This window comes from Mycolicibacterium sp. TUM20985 (assembly GCF_030295745.1).
GTDB lineage: Bacteria > Actinomycetota > Actinomycetes > Mycobacteriales > Mycobacteriaceae > Mycobacterium.
The window spans coordinates 5,521,972-5,539,050 of the sequence record NZ_AP027291.1; the positions used below are offsets into that span (position 1 = coordinate 5,521,972).

Sequence of the window (17,079 nt, forward strand, 5' to 3'; positions counted from 1 at the left end):
GTGATGATGGGGTCATGCCTTCGACGGCAACCTCTCTCGCTCCCGGTGAGCGTTTGGAGCCCCTTCGAACCACAACCACCACACCGCAATTAGCGCGGGTAGACCAACTCGGGGTCGACGTTCTGCGCCTCGTACAACCGCTTGTAGAGGCCGCCCTCGGCGATCAGCGAGTGGTGGGTGCCCTGCTGCCCGATGCGGCCGTTCTCGATGACGAGGATGCGATCGGCCACCGCGGCGATGAAGTCCATGTCGTGACTGATGACCAGGCACGTGCGGTCGCGGGCATAGCCGCGGATGACGCCGGTCAACCTGGCCCGCTGGTCGGCGTCGAGGTTCTCGGTGGGTTCGTCGAGCAGCAGCACTTCGGGTTTGCGCAACAGGCAGCGCGCCAACGCAATCAGGCGCTTCTGGCCACCGGAGGGCACCTGGACGTCGACCACCGTGTCGTATCCGTCGTGCATCTTCATCGGGTCGGTGATCACGGAGTGGACGTTGGCCAGCTCGCACGCCTCTTCGACCTCCGCGTCACTGGCCGTCGGGCGCGCCAGTCGGATGTTCTCGCGGATCGTGTCCTTGGTGAAGAACGGGAACTGGGCGAGTTTGGACACCTGGTCGCGCAGGGAGGCGATGGTGACGCCGTCGATGGGGTGGCCGTCGAGCAGGATCCGGCCCCGCTGGGGATCCAGGAAACGCAGAAGCAGGTTGTAGACGGTCGACTTGCCCGACCCGATGCCACCGACCACCGCCTCCGTCTCGCCCTCGGCAACCGAGAACGACAACCCGTCGAGCACCTTCTGCTCGGGGGTGTAGCCGAAGGCCACGTCCTCGAAGACGAGGTTGCCGTGCACCTCGCCCAGCACGGTGGCGTTCGGCGCTTCCTCCACCGTGGGCCTGGTGTCGAGCAACTCGTAGGTCGACGCCGCGCTGGGGGCGACCGACTGGTAGGTGGTGTAGGCGCCCATGACCCGTTGTGCCGCACCGAACAACGTCGGCACCATCCCCGCGAAGACCATCAACCCGGCGAACGTCAGACCAAAGCTCGCGCTGAACCCGATGCCCACCACCAGCACCACGACGGTGCTGAGCGCGACGAACACCTGGGACCCGTTGGCCGTCGCCTGCATCCACATCACGCCCGACGCGGAATTCCTCGCGGCATCATCCGATACTTCGTGAAAGCGCTTGCTGCGCATCGATTGGGCGTTGAACAACTGGATCTCGGCGATACCGCTGATCGTCTGCTCGAGCTCGGCCCCCATCGCCCGGTCGGCGTCCATCGTGCGCCGGACGGCAGCCTGCACGTAGCGGCCGGCGTACTTCAACACCAGCAGGGCCAGCGGCGTGAGGACCAGCGCGGCGACCGTCATCTGCCATGACAGCGCCAACAGGTAGCAGACTGCCACCAGCAGGACGATGGTGTCGATCAGCGGCGGCATCAGGCAGTCGGTCAGAAGTCGTTGCACCCCAGCTGATTCCGTCGTCACCCGTTGCATCAGCGCGCCACTGCGGGAGGCGGTGAAGAAGTACAGTGACAGCGTCTGGAGATGATCGTGCACGCGTTGCCGGATGTCCGTGACGAGGACCCGCTCGACCTTGGTCCCGACCCAGGCGTTGACGAGGTACATGAGCTGGGTCAGCACCAGCGCCGCGGCCCACACCGCCAGCAGGACCGCGAACGGCACCGAACCCGCCACGCCACTGAGCAGGCCGTCCTCCCGCGCGACCAGAGGTCCCCGCGCGTCCCACACCCCGGTCAGGTTTCCGTTGGCTCCGGCATCGGCGACGACCTGCATCATGGGTCCGAACGCGGCCGCCGAGACGTACGGCAATGCCGACGCGACGATGCCGACGACGAGAAGCGCCAGGATCGAGCCGCGGACCGCGGGGAGCATCTCGAGGCTGCGCCTGATCAGGCGATCGGGCCGCGGCCCGGTTGCCGCTGTCGCTTGGACGCTCACGGGCGGAAGGCTATGCGGTGGCTGCGGGTACCGCCTGGGTATCGGCAGGTCTGCCCTTCAGACCGCGCCAGAACAGGTTGATCATCAACTCGGCAGCCTCGTGCACCTCTGCGTCACCGGTGCTGACCCTGGTCGCGACGGCCTCCCCCGCACCCACCAGGGCGACGGCTGTCATGTCGAAGTCGGTGTCCGGCTCGGGATTTCGCGTACCGGACTGCAGCAGCCTGCCGACGAGGTCGATCATGCGCTCACGACCTTCGCGCACCGTGTGCGCGAACGCCTGGCTGCTGGTGGCCTGCGTATAGAGCACCATCCAGGACGCCCGGTTGGTGTCGATGTAGGACAGGAACGCCACCACCGCGGTGCGCAGGAGGTCCTTCGGGCTCTGCGTGAAGTCGATGTCGGCGCGCACCGTGTCCACGAACCTGCCCAGCTCCCGATCGAGGCACGCGCCGAACAGTTCTTCCTTGGAGCCGTAGTAGAGGTACAGCATCGGCTTGGAGATCTCGGCCTGCGCGGCGATCGCGTCCATGGACGTCTCGTGGTAGCCGTTCACCGAGAACATCTGCACCGCGGCGTCGAGCATCTGCTGCTCACGCACCGCGCGCGGCAACCGCTTCGTTCCACCTGCCATCAGCCGAGGGTAGTCAATCGCGGCCGGATCAGCCCCCGCAGAGTGGACTCCGGCCCTTGAACCCGGCGATTCGCAGCACCGAGGCGTCGACCCGCTTGACGTCGAGTTGGCCCCCGTCGACGGCGGCCTCGAGCGCGTCGAGCACGCCAGGGACCTCGTCGGTGGTGATCCACAGGGCGATGTCGGCGCCCGCCTGCAAGGCCTTCAGCGCGGCCTGGGCCACCGTGTACTGCTCGTTGATGGCGCCCATGCTGGAGATGTCGTCGGTGAACACCACGCCGGTGAACGGCGGGCCGTCGTATCCGCCGGTGCGCAGCAGGTCGTAGGCGGGGGCACTGAGGCTGGCGGGGTCGGCGCCGGTGAGCCCGGGAACCTGCATGTGGCCGACCATCACCGCGGTGCCGGGCAGCTGCACCAGTTGGCGGTAGGGCACCAGGTCGTTGGTCATCAGCTCCGAGAGCGGCGGTGTCACCACGCCGCCGAGATGCGAATCGCCCGACGCGTGGCCGTGACCGGGAAAGTGCTTGAGCACCGGCGTGATTCCCGCTTCCAGGAGCCCGCGGGCATAGGCCCCGGCGTACTCGGTGACCATGGCGGGGTCGGCACTGAACGAGCGGTCACCGATCACGGTGTCGTCGTCCTGATCGGAGACGTCGACGACGGGCGCGAAGTCGACGGTGATGCCCAGCTCCTTCATCGCCCGGCCGCGCGCCAGCGCGATGTCGTGCACCTGCTGAGCGGTCACCGTCTGGCCGAGGACGCGCGCCGATTCCTGGACCCCGATGAGGCTCTTGAGCCGTGAGACGCGACCGCCCTCCTCGTCGGTGCTGACCGCCAGGGGCAGCGGGCTTGCCGTGGCGGCGATGCCCTTGAGGGGATCGCCGAGCATGGTGAGGTCGGTCCAGCTGCCGATCATGATGCCGCCGACGTGCTCGTTGGCCACGACCGCGCGCGCGTCGTCGGCGCCCGTGACACCGACCATCAGCAGTTGCGCCAACTTGTCGCGCGTGGACATGGCCGCGAGAAGAGCGTCACCCTCACCGCAGGCAGGCGCCTCCGGTGGTGGCAAGGGCGCGGAACTGGTTGCGGCGCCATCGGTGGCGGCAGCTTCCGGGCCGTCGGCCGACGCGCCGCGGTGCTTGACGAAGTACACGCCCGCCACCACGACGGCGACGATGGCGAGCACCGCGAGCACGATCGACGCGATGGTGGATCGCTGACCGGTGGGGACGGAGTCATCCTTCGAGTTACGGCCCAGCGACATGGGCCGAATCGTAGCGCGCAGCGTCCGAGGTGCTCGCGGGCGTGCTGAGTAACCTCGCGCGTATGCCGCTGCGATCCGGAGACGTGTTCGCGGGCTACACAGTGGTCCGGCTGCTGAGCGCGGGCACCAACGGCGAGGTTTACCTGACAGCACATCCGCGGACGCTGCGCCAGGATGCCCTGCGGGTGCTGCCCGCCTCGACGTCGGCGAACGAGGGGTTCCGCGCCAGGTTCCGCCGGCACGCCGACATGGCCGCGACGCTGTGGCACCCGCACATCGTCGGCGTGCACGACCACGGCGAACACGGCGGCCGGCTGTGGCTGGCGATGGATTACGTCGACGGCACCGACGCCGGCGCGCTGCTGCGGGACAGGTACGACACCGGCCTGCCCGCCGACCAGGTCCTCGACATCGTCACGGCGATCGCCGACGCGCTGGACTACGCCCACGGCCGGCACACGGTGCACGGCGACGTCTCGGCGGGCAGCATCCTGCTCAGCGGAGACCCACGACGCCGAGTCCTGTTGACGGACTTCGGAATTTCACGCACCGTCGAGGACACCGACGGCGGGGCCGACCAGTACGGCCTCGCCGCGACCGCCTATCACCTGCTGAGCGGATCACCGCCGGAGGAGAACACCTTCCCCAAGCCGCTGGCCCCGCTCGCCGACACCCGCCAGGATCTCGCCGCGTTCGATCCCGCCCTGCTGCGGGCGATGGCGGCCGACCCTCGCGACCGGTTCGGCGCATGCCTGGACTTCGCGGCCGCACTGCGGGACGTCGCGACGGCCGCCACGCTGGCGCAACGCGTCGTCGACCCCGCGGCTCACGCCCCGACCGAACACCTGGCGAATCCGACGACGGGTTCGGGCCTGCCCGAGGTCTTCGTCGCAGCCTGGTCGGCGGAGGAGCCCGGTCCGGATGCCGAATTCGACGGGGAGGTCGAACCCGAGTTCGCCCCGACGATGGCGGCAGCTCAATTGTCCGACCCCAACCCCGACCCCGACGTGGCCGAGGACGAGGACGCCTACGAAGACGAGGACGACGACCCCACGCGGTGGGGCCGGCTGTGGGCATTGACCGGGGTGGCCGCGCTCGTCGCCCTGATCGTCGTGCTGGTCGTGGTCGTTGCCCGCGGTGGGAGTGACGAGCCCGCGCGTCCGACCGCCGCCCCGCCGCCGCCGTCGAGCAGCGCACAGCCGGCACCCGAGGAGGCCGCCACGACCGGGGTGGGCGGCAGGCCCAGGCCCGCGTCGGTCCGGGGCGCCGATCCGACCGGTGAGGAGTGCGAGGGCGGCTTTCAGGTCACCGGTCAGGGGGGATGGGCCAGCCAGGGGGTACGCGGCAGCTCATCGGCGACGTGCTTCTTCGTCGGCAGCGTGCTGAAGGCATACTGGGATGCCGCCGACCCCGGACGCGAACCACGCTCCGTCGTCGCGGCCGGGGCGATCCCCTGCGGCGAGGGTGCCGCCTGCGTCGGCAACGATTTCTTCGTCACCTGCGCGGCCGAGGGCGCGGAACCATGGATCACCTGTCGCGGCGGACGGGACGCCGTCGTCGTCCTCTACTGACGGCCGGCCCGCGGCCGGGTGCTACCGTGGCCAGGTGGAACGGTTCCTCTTGCCCGCAGCGGCCAGCATCGTCGTCGGCCTGTTGCTGGGCGCCGCCGCCGTCTTCGGGGTGACGCTGATGGTGCAACAGGACACGAAGCCTCCGCTGCAGGCGGGTGACCCGGGGTCGTCCGTGCTCAACAGGGTCGAGTACGGCGACCGGACCTAGCTCCCAGGTCGCTACGCTCCTGCCTGCCGAACCCAACTCCCCGGTCGCCACACCTCTGAGCCGTCGCTGGTTGTGGCTCGTCGGAGCCATCGCCCTTGCGCTGACCTTCGCTCAGTCACCCGGGCAGATCTCCCCCGACACCAAGCTTGACCTGACCGCGAACCCGCTGCGATTCCTCGCCAGGGCGGGCAATCTGTGGAACAGCGACCTGCCGTTCGGGCAGTCGCAGAACCAGGCCTACGGCTACCTCTTCCCGCACGGTGCGTTCTTCCTGGCCGGGGACGTCATCGGGCTTCCGGGCTGGGTGACGCAGCGACTGTGGTGGGCACTGCTGCTGATCGTCGGATTCTGGGGCATCATCCGACTGGCCGAGGCGCTCGGCGTCGGCACCACGAGCTCGCGGGTCGTTGCGGCACTCGCGTTCACCCTGTCACCGCGAGTGCTGACCACGCTCGGCGCCATCTCGTCGGAGACCTTGCCGATGATGCTGGCTCCGTGGGTGCTGCTTCCGGTGATCCTGGCGTTGAGGGGATCGGGCTCGGTGCGCCTACTGGCGGCCAGATCCGGGCTGGCCGTCGCGCTGATGGGCGCCGTCAACGCGGTCGCCACGCTGACGGCCTGCCTGGCGGCGCTGATCTGGTGGGCGGCCCATCGCCCGAACAAACTGTGGTGGCGGTTCACGGCGTGGTGGGCGCTGTCCGGGGTGCTCGCGGTCACCTGGTGGCTGGTGGCGCTGGTCATGCTCGGCCGGATCAGCCCGCCATTCCTCGACTTCATCGAATCCTCCGGTGTCACGACGCAGTGGTTGTCGCTGGTGGAGGTGTTGAGGGGTACGTACAGCTGGACGCCGTTCGTCGCGCCGAACGCCACCGCCGGGGCGTCGCTCGTCACGGGGTCGGTCGCCGTGCTCGCCACCACGCTCGTGGCCGCCGCTGGAATGGCCGGGCTGGCGCTGCGGACGATGCCCGCACGCGGCCGACTGATCGCCATCCTGCTCATCGGTCTCAGCCTGTTGGCCGTCGGCTACTCCGGCGGTCTGGGGAGTCCGTTCGCCCAGGACGTGCAGGCCTTCCTCGACGGCTCCGGCACCCCGCTGCGCAATGTGCACAAGCTGGAGCCGCTGATCCGGCTGCCGCTGGTGCTGGGCATCGCGCATCTGCTGAGTCGCGTGCCGCTCCCGGGCAGCGTGCCGAGGCCCGTATGGCTGGCTGCGCTGGCCCATCCCGAACGCGACAAACGGGTCGCTGTGGGCGCCGTCGTCCTGGTCGCGCTCACCGTGGCCACGTCGTTGGCGTGGACCGCGCGACTGACTCCGCCCGGCACGTTCACCGCGATACCCCAGTACTGGCACGACGCCGCCGACTGGCTCGACGAGCAGGATCAGCCGACCGGTCGCGTGCTGGTGGTGCCCGGCGCGCCGTTCGCCACGCAGGTGTGGGGGAACAGCCACGATGAGCCGCTGCAGGTACTGGGCGACAGTCCGTGGGGCGTGCGTGACTCGATTCCGTTGACCCCGCCGAAGACCATCCGCGCGCTGGACTCGGTGCAGCGCCTGTTCGCGGCGGGCAGACCATCCGCCGGCCTCGCCGACACGCTTGTCCGACAGGGCATTTCGTACCTCGTCGTGCGCAACGACCTGGATCCGGAGACGTCACGGTCAGCCCGCCCGCTGCTGGTGCACCGCGTCGTCGACGGTTCACCCGGGCTGACGAGGGTCGCGCAGTTCGGTGATTCCGTCGGGCCGGGCACCCTGGCGGGCTTCATCACCGACAGCGGGCTGCGGCCGCGCTATCCGGCAATCGAGATCTACCGCGTCGACGGCGCCAAGCCGTTGCGCCCCTACCTGACCGACGCAGGTGCGATGGCCCGCGTCGACGGCGGCCCAGAGGCGTTGCTCCGCATCGACGAACGCCGCCGGCTGCTGGGCCAGCCCCCGCTCGGTCCCATGGTGCTGACCGCCGACGCCCAAGCCGCCGGTTTGCCCGCGCCCGTCGTCACGGTCACTGATTCGCCGGTCGCCCGGGAAACCGACTACGGCCGGGTCGACGACCACTCGTCAGCCATTCGCGCGCAAGGGGATTCACGGAATACGTACAACCGGGTGATGGACTATCCCGCCGGTGGCGTCGAACCCGTCTACGGTGGGTGGCCGGGCGGCAGGCTGTCGGTGTCCAGCTCGGCGGCGGATTCGACCGCGTTGCCGTACGTCGCGCCCGCGACGGGGGCGGCGGCGGCCATCGATGGCGACCCCGCAACCAGCTGGGTGTCCAACTCACTGCAAGCGGCTGTGGGGCAATGGCTTCAGGTCGACTTCGACCATCCCATCGCCAACGCCGCGATCTCCATCACCCCGAGCGCCACCGCGGTTGGGGCGCAGGTGCGGCGCATCGAGGTCTCCACCGCGACCGGGACCAGCACCCTGCGCTTCGACCAGGCGGGCAAGCCGTTGTCGGCCGCCCTCCCGATGGGCGAGACGCCCTGGGTGCGATTCACGGCGGCGGACACCGACGACGGCTCCCCCGGCGTCCAGTTCGGCATCACCGATTTCACCATCACCCAGTACGACGCGTCGGGTTTCGCCCAGCCGGTCAGCCTTCGGCATACCGTCTACGTCCCGCCGCCACCACCGGGTTCGGCTGTCGCACAGTGGGATCTTGGCTCAGAGCTGCTCGGGCGGCCGGGCTGCGCGGACGGACCCGACGCGGTCCGCTGCGCCGCGACCATGGCGCTCACCCCCGAGGAACCGGTGAACCTCAGTCGCACGCTGTCGGTACCGGAGGCCATGGCCGTGGCACCCACGGTGTGGGTGCGCGCTCGGCAGGGGCCCAACCTGGCCGACCTGATCGCCGAACCCGGCACGGCGAGAGCCGGCGGTGACGCCGATCTGATCGACGTGCTCGGATCCGCCTACGCCGCAAGCGATGGCGACCCGCGGACCTCGTGGACTGCGCCCCAGAACATCGTGCAGCATCGCACCGCGGGCAACCTGACGCTGAAACTCCCCCGCCCGACGGACGTCGCCGCCCTGCGGTTGACGCCCAGTGCTGCGGAGTTGCCCGCCCACCCGACGCTGGTCGCGATCGATCTGGGCGACGGTCCGCAGGTGCGACCATTGACGACCGACGGGCCGCAGACCGTGCGGCTGCATCCGCGGGTCACCGACACCGTCACGATCTCCATCCTCGACTGGAACGACGTCATCGACCGCACCGCACTGGGTTTCGACCAGGTGAAGCCGCCGGGGCTGGCCGAGGTCACCGCACTGGACGGTCGCGGCGACCCGATCGCCGCCCCCGACCCGGCGCGCAACCGCGACCGTGCGATCGACCTGCCCTGCGGCAAGGGCCCGATCATCGGCGTCGCGGGCCAGTTCATCCAAACCTCGCTGACCACCACCGTCGGCGCCCTTCTCGACGGTGACCCGGTACCGGCCAGGCCCTGTGGAGCGCCGACCATCGCGTTGCCCGCCGGTGAGCAGGAGCTGGTGATCAGCCCAGGTCCCGCGTTCATCGCCGACGGGGTACAGCTGGCCGGTCCCCTCGCAGCTGGATTACCCAGCGCCCCAATGACTCCTACGCAGACGACACGATGGCAGGCCGATCACCGCGAGGTCGACGTGACCGCCGCCGACGCGGAGCGGGTGCTGGTGGTGCCCGAGAGCATCAACCCCGGCTGGACCGCGGAGACGGCCGACGGCACGGTGCTGAAGCCCGTCACGGTCAACGGCTGGCAGCAGGGTTGGGTCCTGCCCGCCGGCACGTCGGGCGCCGTCACGCTCGACTTCGCGTCCAACACCACCTACCGCGTCGGCCTCTTCGGGGGGCTGGCGCTACTACCCCTGCTGCTGCTGCTCGCCTTCGTTCCCGTCCGCCGGGACCGCGCGCCGCTGGACGCCGCCGAGCCGTGGCGACCGGGACCACTGGGCGCGGCCGCGGCGGTGCTGGCGGTGGGCTTCCTGATCTCCGGGTTCGTGGGCGTCGTCGTCGTCGGCGCTGCCGTCGGATGGCGGTACCTGCTGCGGTCGAGACCGGTGATCTCGGACCGCGCCGTGCTCGCCACGTCGGCAGGCGGGCTGATCCTCGCCGGTGCCGTGCTGAGCAGTCACCCGTGGCGATCGGTCGACGGCTACCTCGGGCATGCGTGGGGCGTCCAACTGGTGGCGTTGATCTCGGTGGCCGCGCTCGCGGCGTCGGTGGTGCCCATTTCGCCTGCGGCGCGCAAGATCGTCCCTAACATCGAGTGAGTGCCCCTCCTCAACACCGCCCGCGGCGCCATCGACGTCGGCCACCTCGGTGTGACACTCATGCACGAGCACGTGTTCATGATGACCACGGAGATCACGGAGAACTATCCCGAGGGTTGGGGTGACGGCGCCAAGCGCGAAGCGGACGCGATCGTGCGGCTCGACGAGCTCAAGTCCCGCGGCGTCGACACGATCGTCGACCTGACCGTGATCGGCCTCGGGCGCTACATCCCTCGCATCGCGCGGATCGCCGCGGCGACCGAACTGAACATCGTCGTCGCCACCGGCCTGTACACCTTCAACGACCTCCCGATGTACTTCCACTATCTGGGGCCAGGCGCAGCGCTCGGCGGCCCGGAGATCATGACGGACATGTTCGTTCGCGACATCGAGCACGGCATCGCCGATACCGGTGTGAAGGCGGCGATCCTCAAGTGCGCCACCGACAGGCCGGGGGTGACGCCGGGTGTCGAACGTGTCCTGCGCGCGGTCGCGCAGGCGCACCGTCAGACCGGTGTGCCGATCTCCACCCACACCCACGCGGCGACCCGACGCGGTCTCGAGCAGCAGCGGATCTTCGCCGAGGAGGGTGTCGACCCGACCCGGGTGATCATCGGCCACAGCGGTGACACCACCGACATCGCCTACCTCGAGGAGCTGATCGCCGGGGGTTCCTACCTCGGCATGGACCGCTTCGGAGTGGATGCGTTCCTGTCCACGGAGGATCGCGTCAACACCGTGGCGACGATGTGCGAACGGGGTCACGCCGACAAGATGGTGTTATCCCATGATGCCTCTTGCTATTTCGATGCGCTTCCCGAGGAGACGCTGCCGGTGGCGCTGCCCAACTGGCACTACCTGCACATTCACGATGACGTGCTTCCCGCGCTGCGACGACGCGGTGTGACCGACGAGCAGATCACCACGATGCTCGTCGACAATCCCCGCAGGATCTTCGCCACCCAGGGCGGCTACTGACGGGGTCGACGCCAACGCGCGGGCCGCGCCATCGGGCTAGCGCGCGACGGCAGGCTCGGGCGAGTCGGTGACCGAGCTGTCGAGCGGGGAGATGGCGTAGCGCCTCTCCCAGCGCCGCAACGCATTACGACACGGTGACTCCACCAGCGCGTAGCTCACCGCCGCGATGGCGAAACCGAACACCAGCGTCAGCGCCAGCACCACCGGCATGTGTCCGTTGAACGGAAACTCCCCGATGACGGGGAAGACCATCGCCAGCGCGGCCAGGTGCCAGACGAACAGCCCGTAGGACCACCGCCCGAGCGTCACCATCGCCGTGCTGCCGAGAATGCGGTGCGGCGTGTCCGGCCGGTCGAGCACCAGCGGCGCGAGCAACGCCCCCGCCACCACCGCGCCCATCGACACCTTGATCAGGAACTGCCCCAGCGTGCCCGGGGCCAGACCGGCGGGGCCGGCCAGCGGTGAGGCGGCCAGACCGAAGGCACCCAGCGCGATGATCGCCATCAGGACGCGACGCCGGGCCAGACGGTGCGCCCATCCCACCGGGCTGACGGTCAGTTCGGCGATCAGCATGCCCGCGGCGAACCAGGAGAAGAACGCGGGCGGCCACGTCAACGGGTTGACGCCGAACGGCACCGAGAACGGGATCAGTCCCCAGGCGAAACTGGCCAGGGCGACGACGACGATCGCGGGAATCCGCGCCCGTACCGGCAGCCGTCGCGCCAACAGCGCCAGGAACGGCAGCGCCAGATAGAAGCTCACCTCCACCGAGAGGCTCCACATCTGCGTCAGCCCGGACGTCAGGGTCAACGGCACGTAGATCTGCGTCAGCGTCAGGTTGGCCAACCACACCGTCAGGTCGGCGTTGGCGTCGGGGAACAAGGTCAGGATCACCACCACGGCCACCAGATAGCCGGGCATGATGCGCACGATGCGGGACCGCAGATAGTGGCCCGTCGGTGGCGCATGCCGCAGACCGCGCGCGGCCGCGGCGTGGCCGCGCCACAGCAGGAAGCCCGACAGCGCGAAGAACACCGCGACCGCCAGGTCGAAACGCCCCAGCAGGCGTCCCGTGCTCCACGTGGTGTGCCCGGTCTGGAAGCCGACATGGGTGATGACCACGCCGATGGCTGCACACGCCCGCATGCCCTCGACAGCGGGCAGAAAGCTACGCGTGCCGGACACACTTCCCGCGTCGCTCACCCGGCCCAGTGTGCCCCATGGCCTCGTACTCAGCACCGGCCTCTTCGTCGGGCTGTTAGGGTCGAGCAGGTTTGCCCCAGCTGCCTTCGAGGCAGGTGACGGCCTGAGTGGAGTCGTCTCTCGACGAGAAGGAGGCACGGTTTGAACCGCGCTGTGGCGCTGCGTATAGCGGCGTGCGGGCTCATGGGACTCGGTGCCGCTCTATTGATCGCAGCCCTGCTGCTGTCCACGTACACCGAGGGCAAGATCGCCAAGATCCCGCTCGACATCGACACCACGCTGGTCAGCGACGGTACCGGAACCGTGTTCGACCCCGCCTCGCTGAACACGCAGAAGTTCGTCGTGGATCGGAATGCGCCCGTCTCCTACCAGCAGCAGATCAGCGTCGAGGCCCCGTCCAACGCCGACGTCGTCACCCTGCAGGTAGGCAACACGTTGCGCCGGACCGACAGGCAGCAGGACAACGGGCTGCTGCTGGCCCTCGTCGACACCGTCACCGTGGACCGCAGGACCGCGTTGGCCGTGTCCAGCGACACCAACCCGGGCGGCTCGGTGCAGAAGCCCCGCAGCATCGATGACCCGCAGCCGCCGACCAACGTCGCGCTGCCGCACGAGGGGCTGGCCTACCGGTTCCCGTTCGACACCGAGAAGAAGACCTACCCGTACTTCGACCCGATCGCGCAGAAGGCGTACGACGCCAACTACGACGGTGAAGAAGACGTCAACGGTCTGAACACCTTCCGATTCACCCAAAACGTCGGCTACGACTCCGCGGGCAAGCTCGTCGAACCCATCAAGTACGCCTCGCTCTACGGCGACGATGCGGACAGTGTGGTCTCCGCGCGGGCCGAGCTGTGGGGCCTGCCCGGCGACCCAGAAGAGCAGATCACGATGACCCGCTACTACGCGGCGGAGCGCACCTTCTGGGTGGACCCGGTGTCCGGCACCATCGTGAAGGCCGAGGAGCACGGGTACCACTACTACGCCCGCGACGCCCTCCGGCCCGAGGTGACGTTCGCCGACTACAAGGTCACCTCGACCGAACAGACCGTCGAGTCGCAGGTCGCCAGCGCGCGTTCCGAGGGTGACGTGGTCGCACTGTGGGGCAGGATCCTGCCGATCACCTTCACCGCGCTCGGGCTGGTGTTCCTGGTCGGTGGTGTGCTGCTCGGATCGTTCACGCTGCGCACCGAGTCGGCGCTGATCGATCCGGGGCTGGACGACACCGGCCACGGGTTCTTCGGCCGTCGACCCAGCGATACCGGGCCGATGCCCGCCGCGGAGGCCGCGACCGAGAAGATCCCCACGCAGAGACCGTCGGACCTGCCGCCGGACCGACCGGTCTGATCGTCCGGATTCGTCGGAAACCAACCCCCGGTCGCTTCGCTCCGGCCCGGTGGGCCGTGCCGGCATACGCGCTGGCACTGGCCCTGGCGGTGACCGCGCCGCTGCTGAAACCCGGCTATCTGCTGCTGCGCGATGCGGTGTCCACGCCGCGTTCGCATCTGACCGATGCCGCGTTGGGCCTCACCGAGGCGGCGCCACGGGCCCTGCCGCAGGACTTCGCGATCGCGCTGGCCTCGCACGTCGTCGACGGCGGCGTCATCGTCAAGCTGCTACTGATCGCGGGCCTGTGGCTCGCGGGCTGGGGGGCGGCCCGGCTGGCGGCCGAGGTGGTATCCGACGCCGGACTGCCCGGCCAGTTCGTGGCCGCGACGCTCGCGGTGTGGAATCCCTATGTCGCCGAACGACTCCTGCAGGGTCACTGGAGCCTTCTGGTGGGGTACGGCTGCCTGCCCTGGGTGGCGGTGGCGGTGCTGCGGATGGGTTCCGGAGGGCCGTGGTGGCCCGTGTTGTTCTGGACCGCGCTGGCCGGGCTGACGCCGACCGGGCTGATGCTCGCGGCGACCGTGGCCTTGGTGACGTGCGTCGCCCCCGGCGCGGGCCGCTCGCGGCGGGTGTGCGCAGCGGCCTCGCTCGGCGCGGCGGTCCTCGGCGCGCTGCCGTGGCTCGTCGCGCCCATGTTGGCGGGCTCGCTGTCGTCGACCCAGGCTGCCGGGGTGACCGAGTTCGCCGCCAGGGCCGAGCCGGGACTCGGCACCCTCCTCAGCCTGGCGGGTCTCGGTGGGATTTGGAACGGTGAGGCCGTACCCGCAACGCGGACAACGCTCTTCGCGATCGTCGCGACCGCCGTCCTGCTGATGGTGGTCGTGGCGGGGCTGCCCACGGCGGTGCGTCGACCCGCCGCGCGGCCGCTTCTGATCCTCGCGGCGGTCGCGGTGCTGGCGCCCGCCCTGATGGCGACGGGCCCCGGCTTGGCCGCCGTCGAGGCGCTCCTCCGGGCGGTGCCGGGCCTCGGGGTGCTGCGCGACGCTCAGAAGTGGGTCGCCCTGGCGGTGCCGGGCTATGCGCTGGCCGGCGCCGCGGCGGTCGTCACGCTGCAGCGCCGGATACCGGGCGTCGTCACCGCGGCGGTGTGCTGCCTGGCGCTGGTGGTCGTGCTGCCCGACCTGGCGTGGGGCGTCGGCGGCAAGGTGACGTCCGTGCGCTACCCGTCCGCCTGGCCGGCCGCGGCGGCGCTCATCGACGCCGTCCCCGGCCCCGTTGCGGTGCTCCCCCCCGACAGCATGCGCCAGTACCCGTGGGCGGGCGCCGCGCCCGTGCTCGATCCCCTGCCGCGGTGGGTGTCCGCCGACGTCCTGACCACCGGCGACCTGAACATCGGCGGGCAGACGGTGCCCGGCGAGGGTCGGCGCGCACGAGAGGTGGAACGGCTGGTGCAGAACGGGGCGGGTGTCGACGAACTCGCCAGGGCGGGCGTCGGCTGGGTCGTCGTGGAGGGTGGCGAGCCGCGACTCGATTTGCCCGTCGCGTTCGCCGCCGACGACCTCACCGTCTACCGGGTCGGTGGCGAGCACCCCGCGGCCTCGCACCGCGGCCTCGTGATCGCCGCGCACCTGGTCTGGCTGGCGTCCCTTCTCGCCGGTGCGGTCGGCATGATCGCCGCGGCAATCACACGGCGTCGCCGAGGTGCGGTCTACTAGGCGCCATGAGTTGGCTGAACACGTGGTGGCAGGCCGATGTCGTGGACGGCTACAAGGGCCCGCTGCTGCTCAGCTTCACCGCGTTCGTCGTAACCTTCCTGACCACGCGCACCATCACGCGCCTCATTCGGGCGGGCAAGGGTCCGTTCCACGATGTCAGCAGCGGTGGGGTGCACATGCACCACTCCACGCCGGGGGTGGTGCTGCTCATCGTCGGCGGCTTCACCGGGGTCGGCTCACCGCCGCTGTCGGTGTGGACCTATCTCGCCGCGCTGCTGGTCGGCGTCGGCGCCTCGCTGGTGCTCGACGAGTTCGCGATGATCTTCCGGCTGCAGGACGTGTACTGGTCCCAGGAGGGCCAGCTGTCGGTGAACGTCGTGACGTTGGCGGGCGCCTGCGTCGGGCTGGCGACGGTCGGGGTGTCCCCGGTCCAGGTCCGCGATCTGCCGCCCGACATCGCGGCGTTCCGGTATGCGGCCGTCGGGGTGCTGCTCGCGAACTTCGTGCTGGTCGCGATCACGGCGCTGAAGGGCAAGTACCCCACCGCGCTGCTCGGCGTGTTCTTGTCCCCCATCGCGTGGGTGGCCGCCGTACGGCTGGCCCGTCCGACGTCACCGTGGGCGCGCTGGCGCTACAGTCCGCGCAAGAAGGCCAGGGCGCAGCGGCGGGCCGCCGCGTTCGACCGTCGGTGGGCGCCCGTGCGGCGACACTGGGATGACCTCATCGGTGGCACACCAACACCGCCACCTGCCGATCCACAGGCGTCAGACCACGCCGCCAACCAGCCGGCCGTCGACCACTGAGTCGAGGACGACGCGCATTGCGTCGGTGCTCTGGCGCCAGGAGAAGTCACCACTGCGGGCCTGAGCCTTCGCGCCGAGCTGTTCGCGCAGCACCTCGTCGGACAGCAACCGCTCCAGCCGGGCCACCAGCTCGGCATGGTCGTCGACCAGCAGTCCGGTGACGCCGTCGACGATGGAGTCGGTCAACCCGCCGGAGGACCGGTAACCGATGGTCGGCACGGCGTGCTGAGCCGCCTCGGTGACCGCCAGCCCCCAGCCTTCCTTGCGCGAGGGCAGGACGTGCACCCAACACCGTTGCAGCACCTCATGTTTGGTGCGGTCATCGACATGGCCGTGGAAGACGACGAGATCGGTGATCCCCAGCTGCGCGGCATGCTCGACGAGGCGTTCGTGCCACCAGCCGCCGCCGACGACGTCGAGGCGCAGATCCGGCATCAGCGGTGCCAGCTCGGCGACGGCGTCGAGAACGTCCTCGATCTGCTTGTGCGGCACCAGCCGCGACAGGACCGCCACCCGCGGCGTCTCCGACCGTGGCGCCGTCAACGTATCGGCGGGTGCCTCGTCCAACCCATTGCGCACCACGGCGACGCGCTCCGGATCCACGCCGAGGTCGGCGAGATCGCGCGCCGAGGGCAGCGACACCGTGACGTACTGGTTCTCGCGGTGCAGGCGCGGCGACAGCGTGGCCTCGACGAACCAGCCGATCCGACTCAGCAGTGGGCCTGCGACGGGCCACTGCTCGCGGTGGCAGTGGTGAACCAGGACCACCGACCGCCGCCCGAACGCCAGTCGCGCCAGGAACGGGATGCCGTTCTGGCTGTCGATCACCACGTCCGGCCGCACCCGCCGCAACGGCCCGAGCCCGACGCGCGCCCCCAGCATCGCCAGTCCCGCCAGGACGTAGACGCCGTAGCGGCCGCCACCGCGGCTGATCGTGACGCCGTCGAGCACCTCGCGTCGCGGAGCCCCGGGGTAGCGGGCGGTGCGCAGCGTCACGTCGACGCCGTCGGCCGCCAGTTGACTGCCGATCCGCTGCAGGTAGGTCTCGCTACCGCCGCCCTGCGGGTGGCCGGTGTCGCGCCAGCACAGCAGGAGCACGGAGTGGATGGACATTGCGGCCAGCTTAAACCCCGCGCGAGTGGCCACTTGTCGCACGGTTCTGGCCGTTTTGCG

12 protein-coding genes are annotated in these 17,079 nt (G+C 69.9%); 7 read left to right on the forward strand and 5 right to left on the reverse strand.

Translation table 11 applies throughout. From position 1 onward, the window contains the following. Positions 1–89 precede the first annotated feature (89 nt). From QUE68_RS26860 to QUE68_RS26870, 3 genes are read right to left on the reverse strand one after another with little or no spacing between them, the layout of a single operon-like run. Positions 90–1,958, reverse strand: a complete 1,869-nt coding sequence (locus QUE68_RS26860) for an ABC transporter ATP-binding protein (RefSeq protein WP_286274700.1) — start codon at positions 1,956–1,958, stop codon at positions 90–92. A 10-nt stretch (positions 1,959–1,968) separates the two neighbouring features. After that, positions 1,969–2,592, reverse strand: a complete 624-nt coding sequence (locus tag QUE68_RS26865) for a TetR/AcrR family transcriptional regulator (protein WP_286274701.1) — start codon at positions 2,590–2,592, stop codon at positions 1,969–1,971. A gap of 28 nt (positions 2,593–2,620) precedes the next feature. After that, positions 2,621–3,856 carry a glycoside hydrolase family 3 N-terminal domain-containing protein gene (locus QUE68_RS26870; RefSeq protein ID WP_286274702.1) on the reverse strand — a complete coding sequence of 412 codons (1,236 nt, stop codon included), beginning with the start codon at positions 3,854–3,856 and terminating at the stop codon, positions 2,621–2,623. Positions 3,857–3,918: 62 nt separating this feature from the next. Here QUE68_RS26870 and QUE68_RS26875 point away from each other — a divergent pair, with 62 nt between their 5' ends. The 4 genes from QUE68_RS26875 to QUE68_RS26890 are packed head-to-tail and all read left to right on the forward strand — an operon-like array spanning position 3,919 to position 10,856. Then, complete coding sequence (locus QUE68_RS26875; RefSeq protein ID WP_286274703.1) at positions 3,919–5,427, forward strand: serine/threonine-protein kinase; 1,509 nt, start codon at positions 3,919–3,921, stop codon at positions 5,425–5,427. Positions 5,428–5,461: 34 nt separating this feature from the next. Continuing rightward, positions 5,462–5,635 carry a DUF2613 domain-containing protein gene (locus QUE68_RS26880; protein WP_284229704.1) on the forward strand — a complete coding sequence of 58 codons (174 nt, stop codon included), beginning with the start codon at positions 5,462–5,464 and terminating at the stop codon, positions 5,633–5,635. Between the two features lie 19 nt (positions 5,636–5,654). Beyond that, positions 5,655–9,878, forward strand: a complete 4,224-nt coding sequence (locus tag QUE68_RS26885) for an alpha-(1->3)-arabinofuranosyltransferase domain-containing protein (protein WP_455013540.1) — start codon at positions 5,655–5,657, stop codon at positions 9,876–9,878. Continuing rightward, complete coding sequence (locus QUE68_RS26890) at positions 9,879–10,856, forward strand: phosphotriesterase family protein (RefSeq protein WP_284229707.1); 978 nt, start codon at positions 9,879–9,881, stop codon at positions 10,854–10,856. A 36-nt stretch (positions 10,857–10,892) separates the two neighbouring features. Here QUE68_RS26890 and QUE68_RS26895 read toward each other — a convergent pair whose 3' ends face one another. After that, positions 10,893–12,002 (reverse strand): acyltransferase family protein, encoded by a 1,110-nt coding sequence (locus tag QUE68_RS26895; protein ID WP_284231419.1) that lies wholly within the window; start codon positions 12,000–12,002, stop codon positions 10,893–10,895. A 198-nt stretch (positions 12,003–12,200) separates the two neighbouring features. On the opposite strand from QUE68_RS26895, the gene QUE68_RS26900 reads away from it, so the two are divergent. From QUE68_RS26900 to QUE68_RS26910, 3 genes are read left to right on the forward strand one after another with little or no spacing between them, the layout of a single operon-like run. Next, positions 12,201–13,406, forward strand: a complete 1,206-nt coding sequence (locus tag QUE68_RS26900; RefSeq protein ID WP_284229709.1) for a DUF3068 domain-containing protein — start codon at positions 12,201–12,203, stop codon at positions 13,404–13,406. A 56-nt stretch (positions 13,407–13,462) separates the two neighbouring features. After that, positions 13,463–15,103 (forward strand): hypothetical protein, encoded by a 1,641-nt coding sequence (locus QUE68_RS26905; protein WP_284229711.1) that lies wholly within the window; start codon positions 13,463–13,465, stop codon positions 15,101–15,103. 5 nt (positions 15,104–15,108) lie between these two features. Next, positions 15,109–15,906, forward strand: coding sequence for a hypothetical protein (locus QUE68_RS26910; protein WP_284229713.1), 798 nt, complete (start codon positions 15,109–15,111; stop codon positions 15,904–15,906). Here the strand turns inward: QUE68_RS26910 and QUE68_RS26915 are convergent. After that, positions 15,868–17,019: a glycosyltransferase family 4 protein gene (locus QUE68_RS26915; protein ID WP_284229715.1), complete on the reverse strand. Its 1,152-nt coding sequence runs from the start codon at positions 17,017–17,019 to the stop codon at positions 15,868–15,870. The genes QUE68_RS26910 and QUE68_RS26915 overlap by 39 nt on opposite strands. Between the last annotated feature and the right edge of the window lie 60 nt (positions 17,020–17,079).

Excerpts from the sequence above, each read along its gene's own strand:
- QUE68_RS26865 (WP_286274701.1), bottom strand. The coding sequence starts at position 2,592 with ATGGCAGGTGGAACGAAGCGGTTGCCGCGCGCGGTGCGTGAGCAGCAG.
- QUE68_RS26870 (WP_286274702.1), bottom strand. The coding sequence starts at position 3,856 with ATGTCGCTGGGCCGTAACTCGAAGGATGACTCCGTCCCCACCGGTCAG.
- QUE68_RS26875 (WP_286274703.1), top strand. The coding sequence starts at position 3,919 with ATGCCGCTGCGATCCGGAGACGTGTTCGCGGGCTACACAGTGGTCCGG.
- QUE68_RS26895 (WP_284231419.1), bottom strand. The coding sequence starts at position 12,002 with ATGCGGGCGTGTGCAGCCATCGGCGTGGTCATCACCCATGTCGGCTTC.
- QUE68_RS26910 (WP_284229713.1), top strand. The coding sequence starts at position 15,109 with ATGAGTTGGCTGAACACGTGGTGGCAGGCCGATGTCGTGGACGGCTAC.
- QUE68_RS26915 (WP_284229715.1), bottom strand. The coding sequence starts at position 17,019 with ATGTCCATCCACTCCGTGCTCCTGCTGTGCTGGCGCGACACCGGCCAC.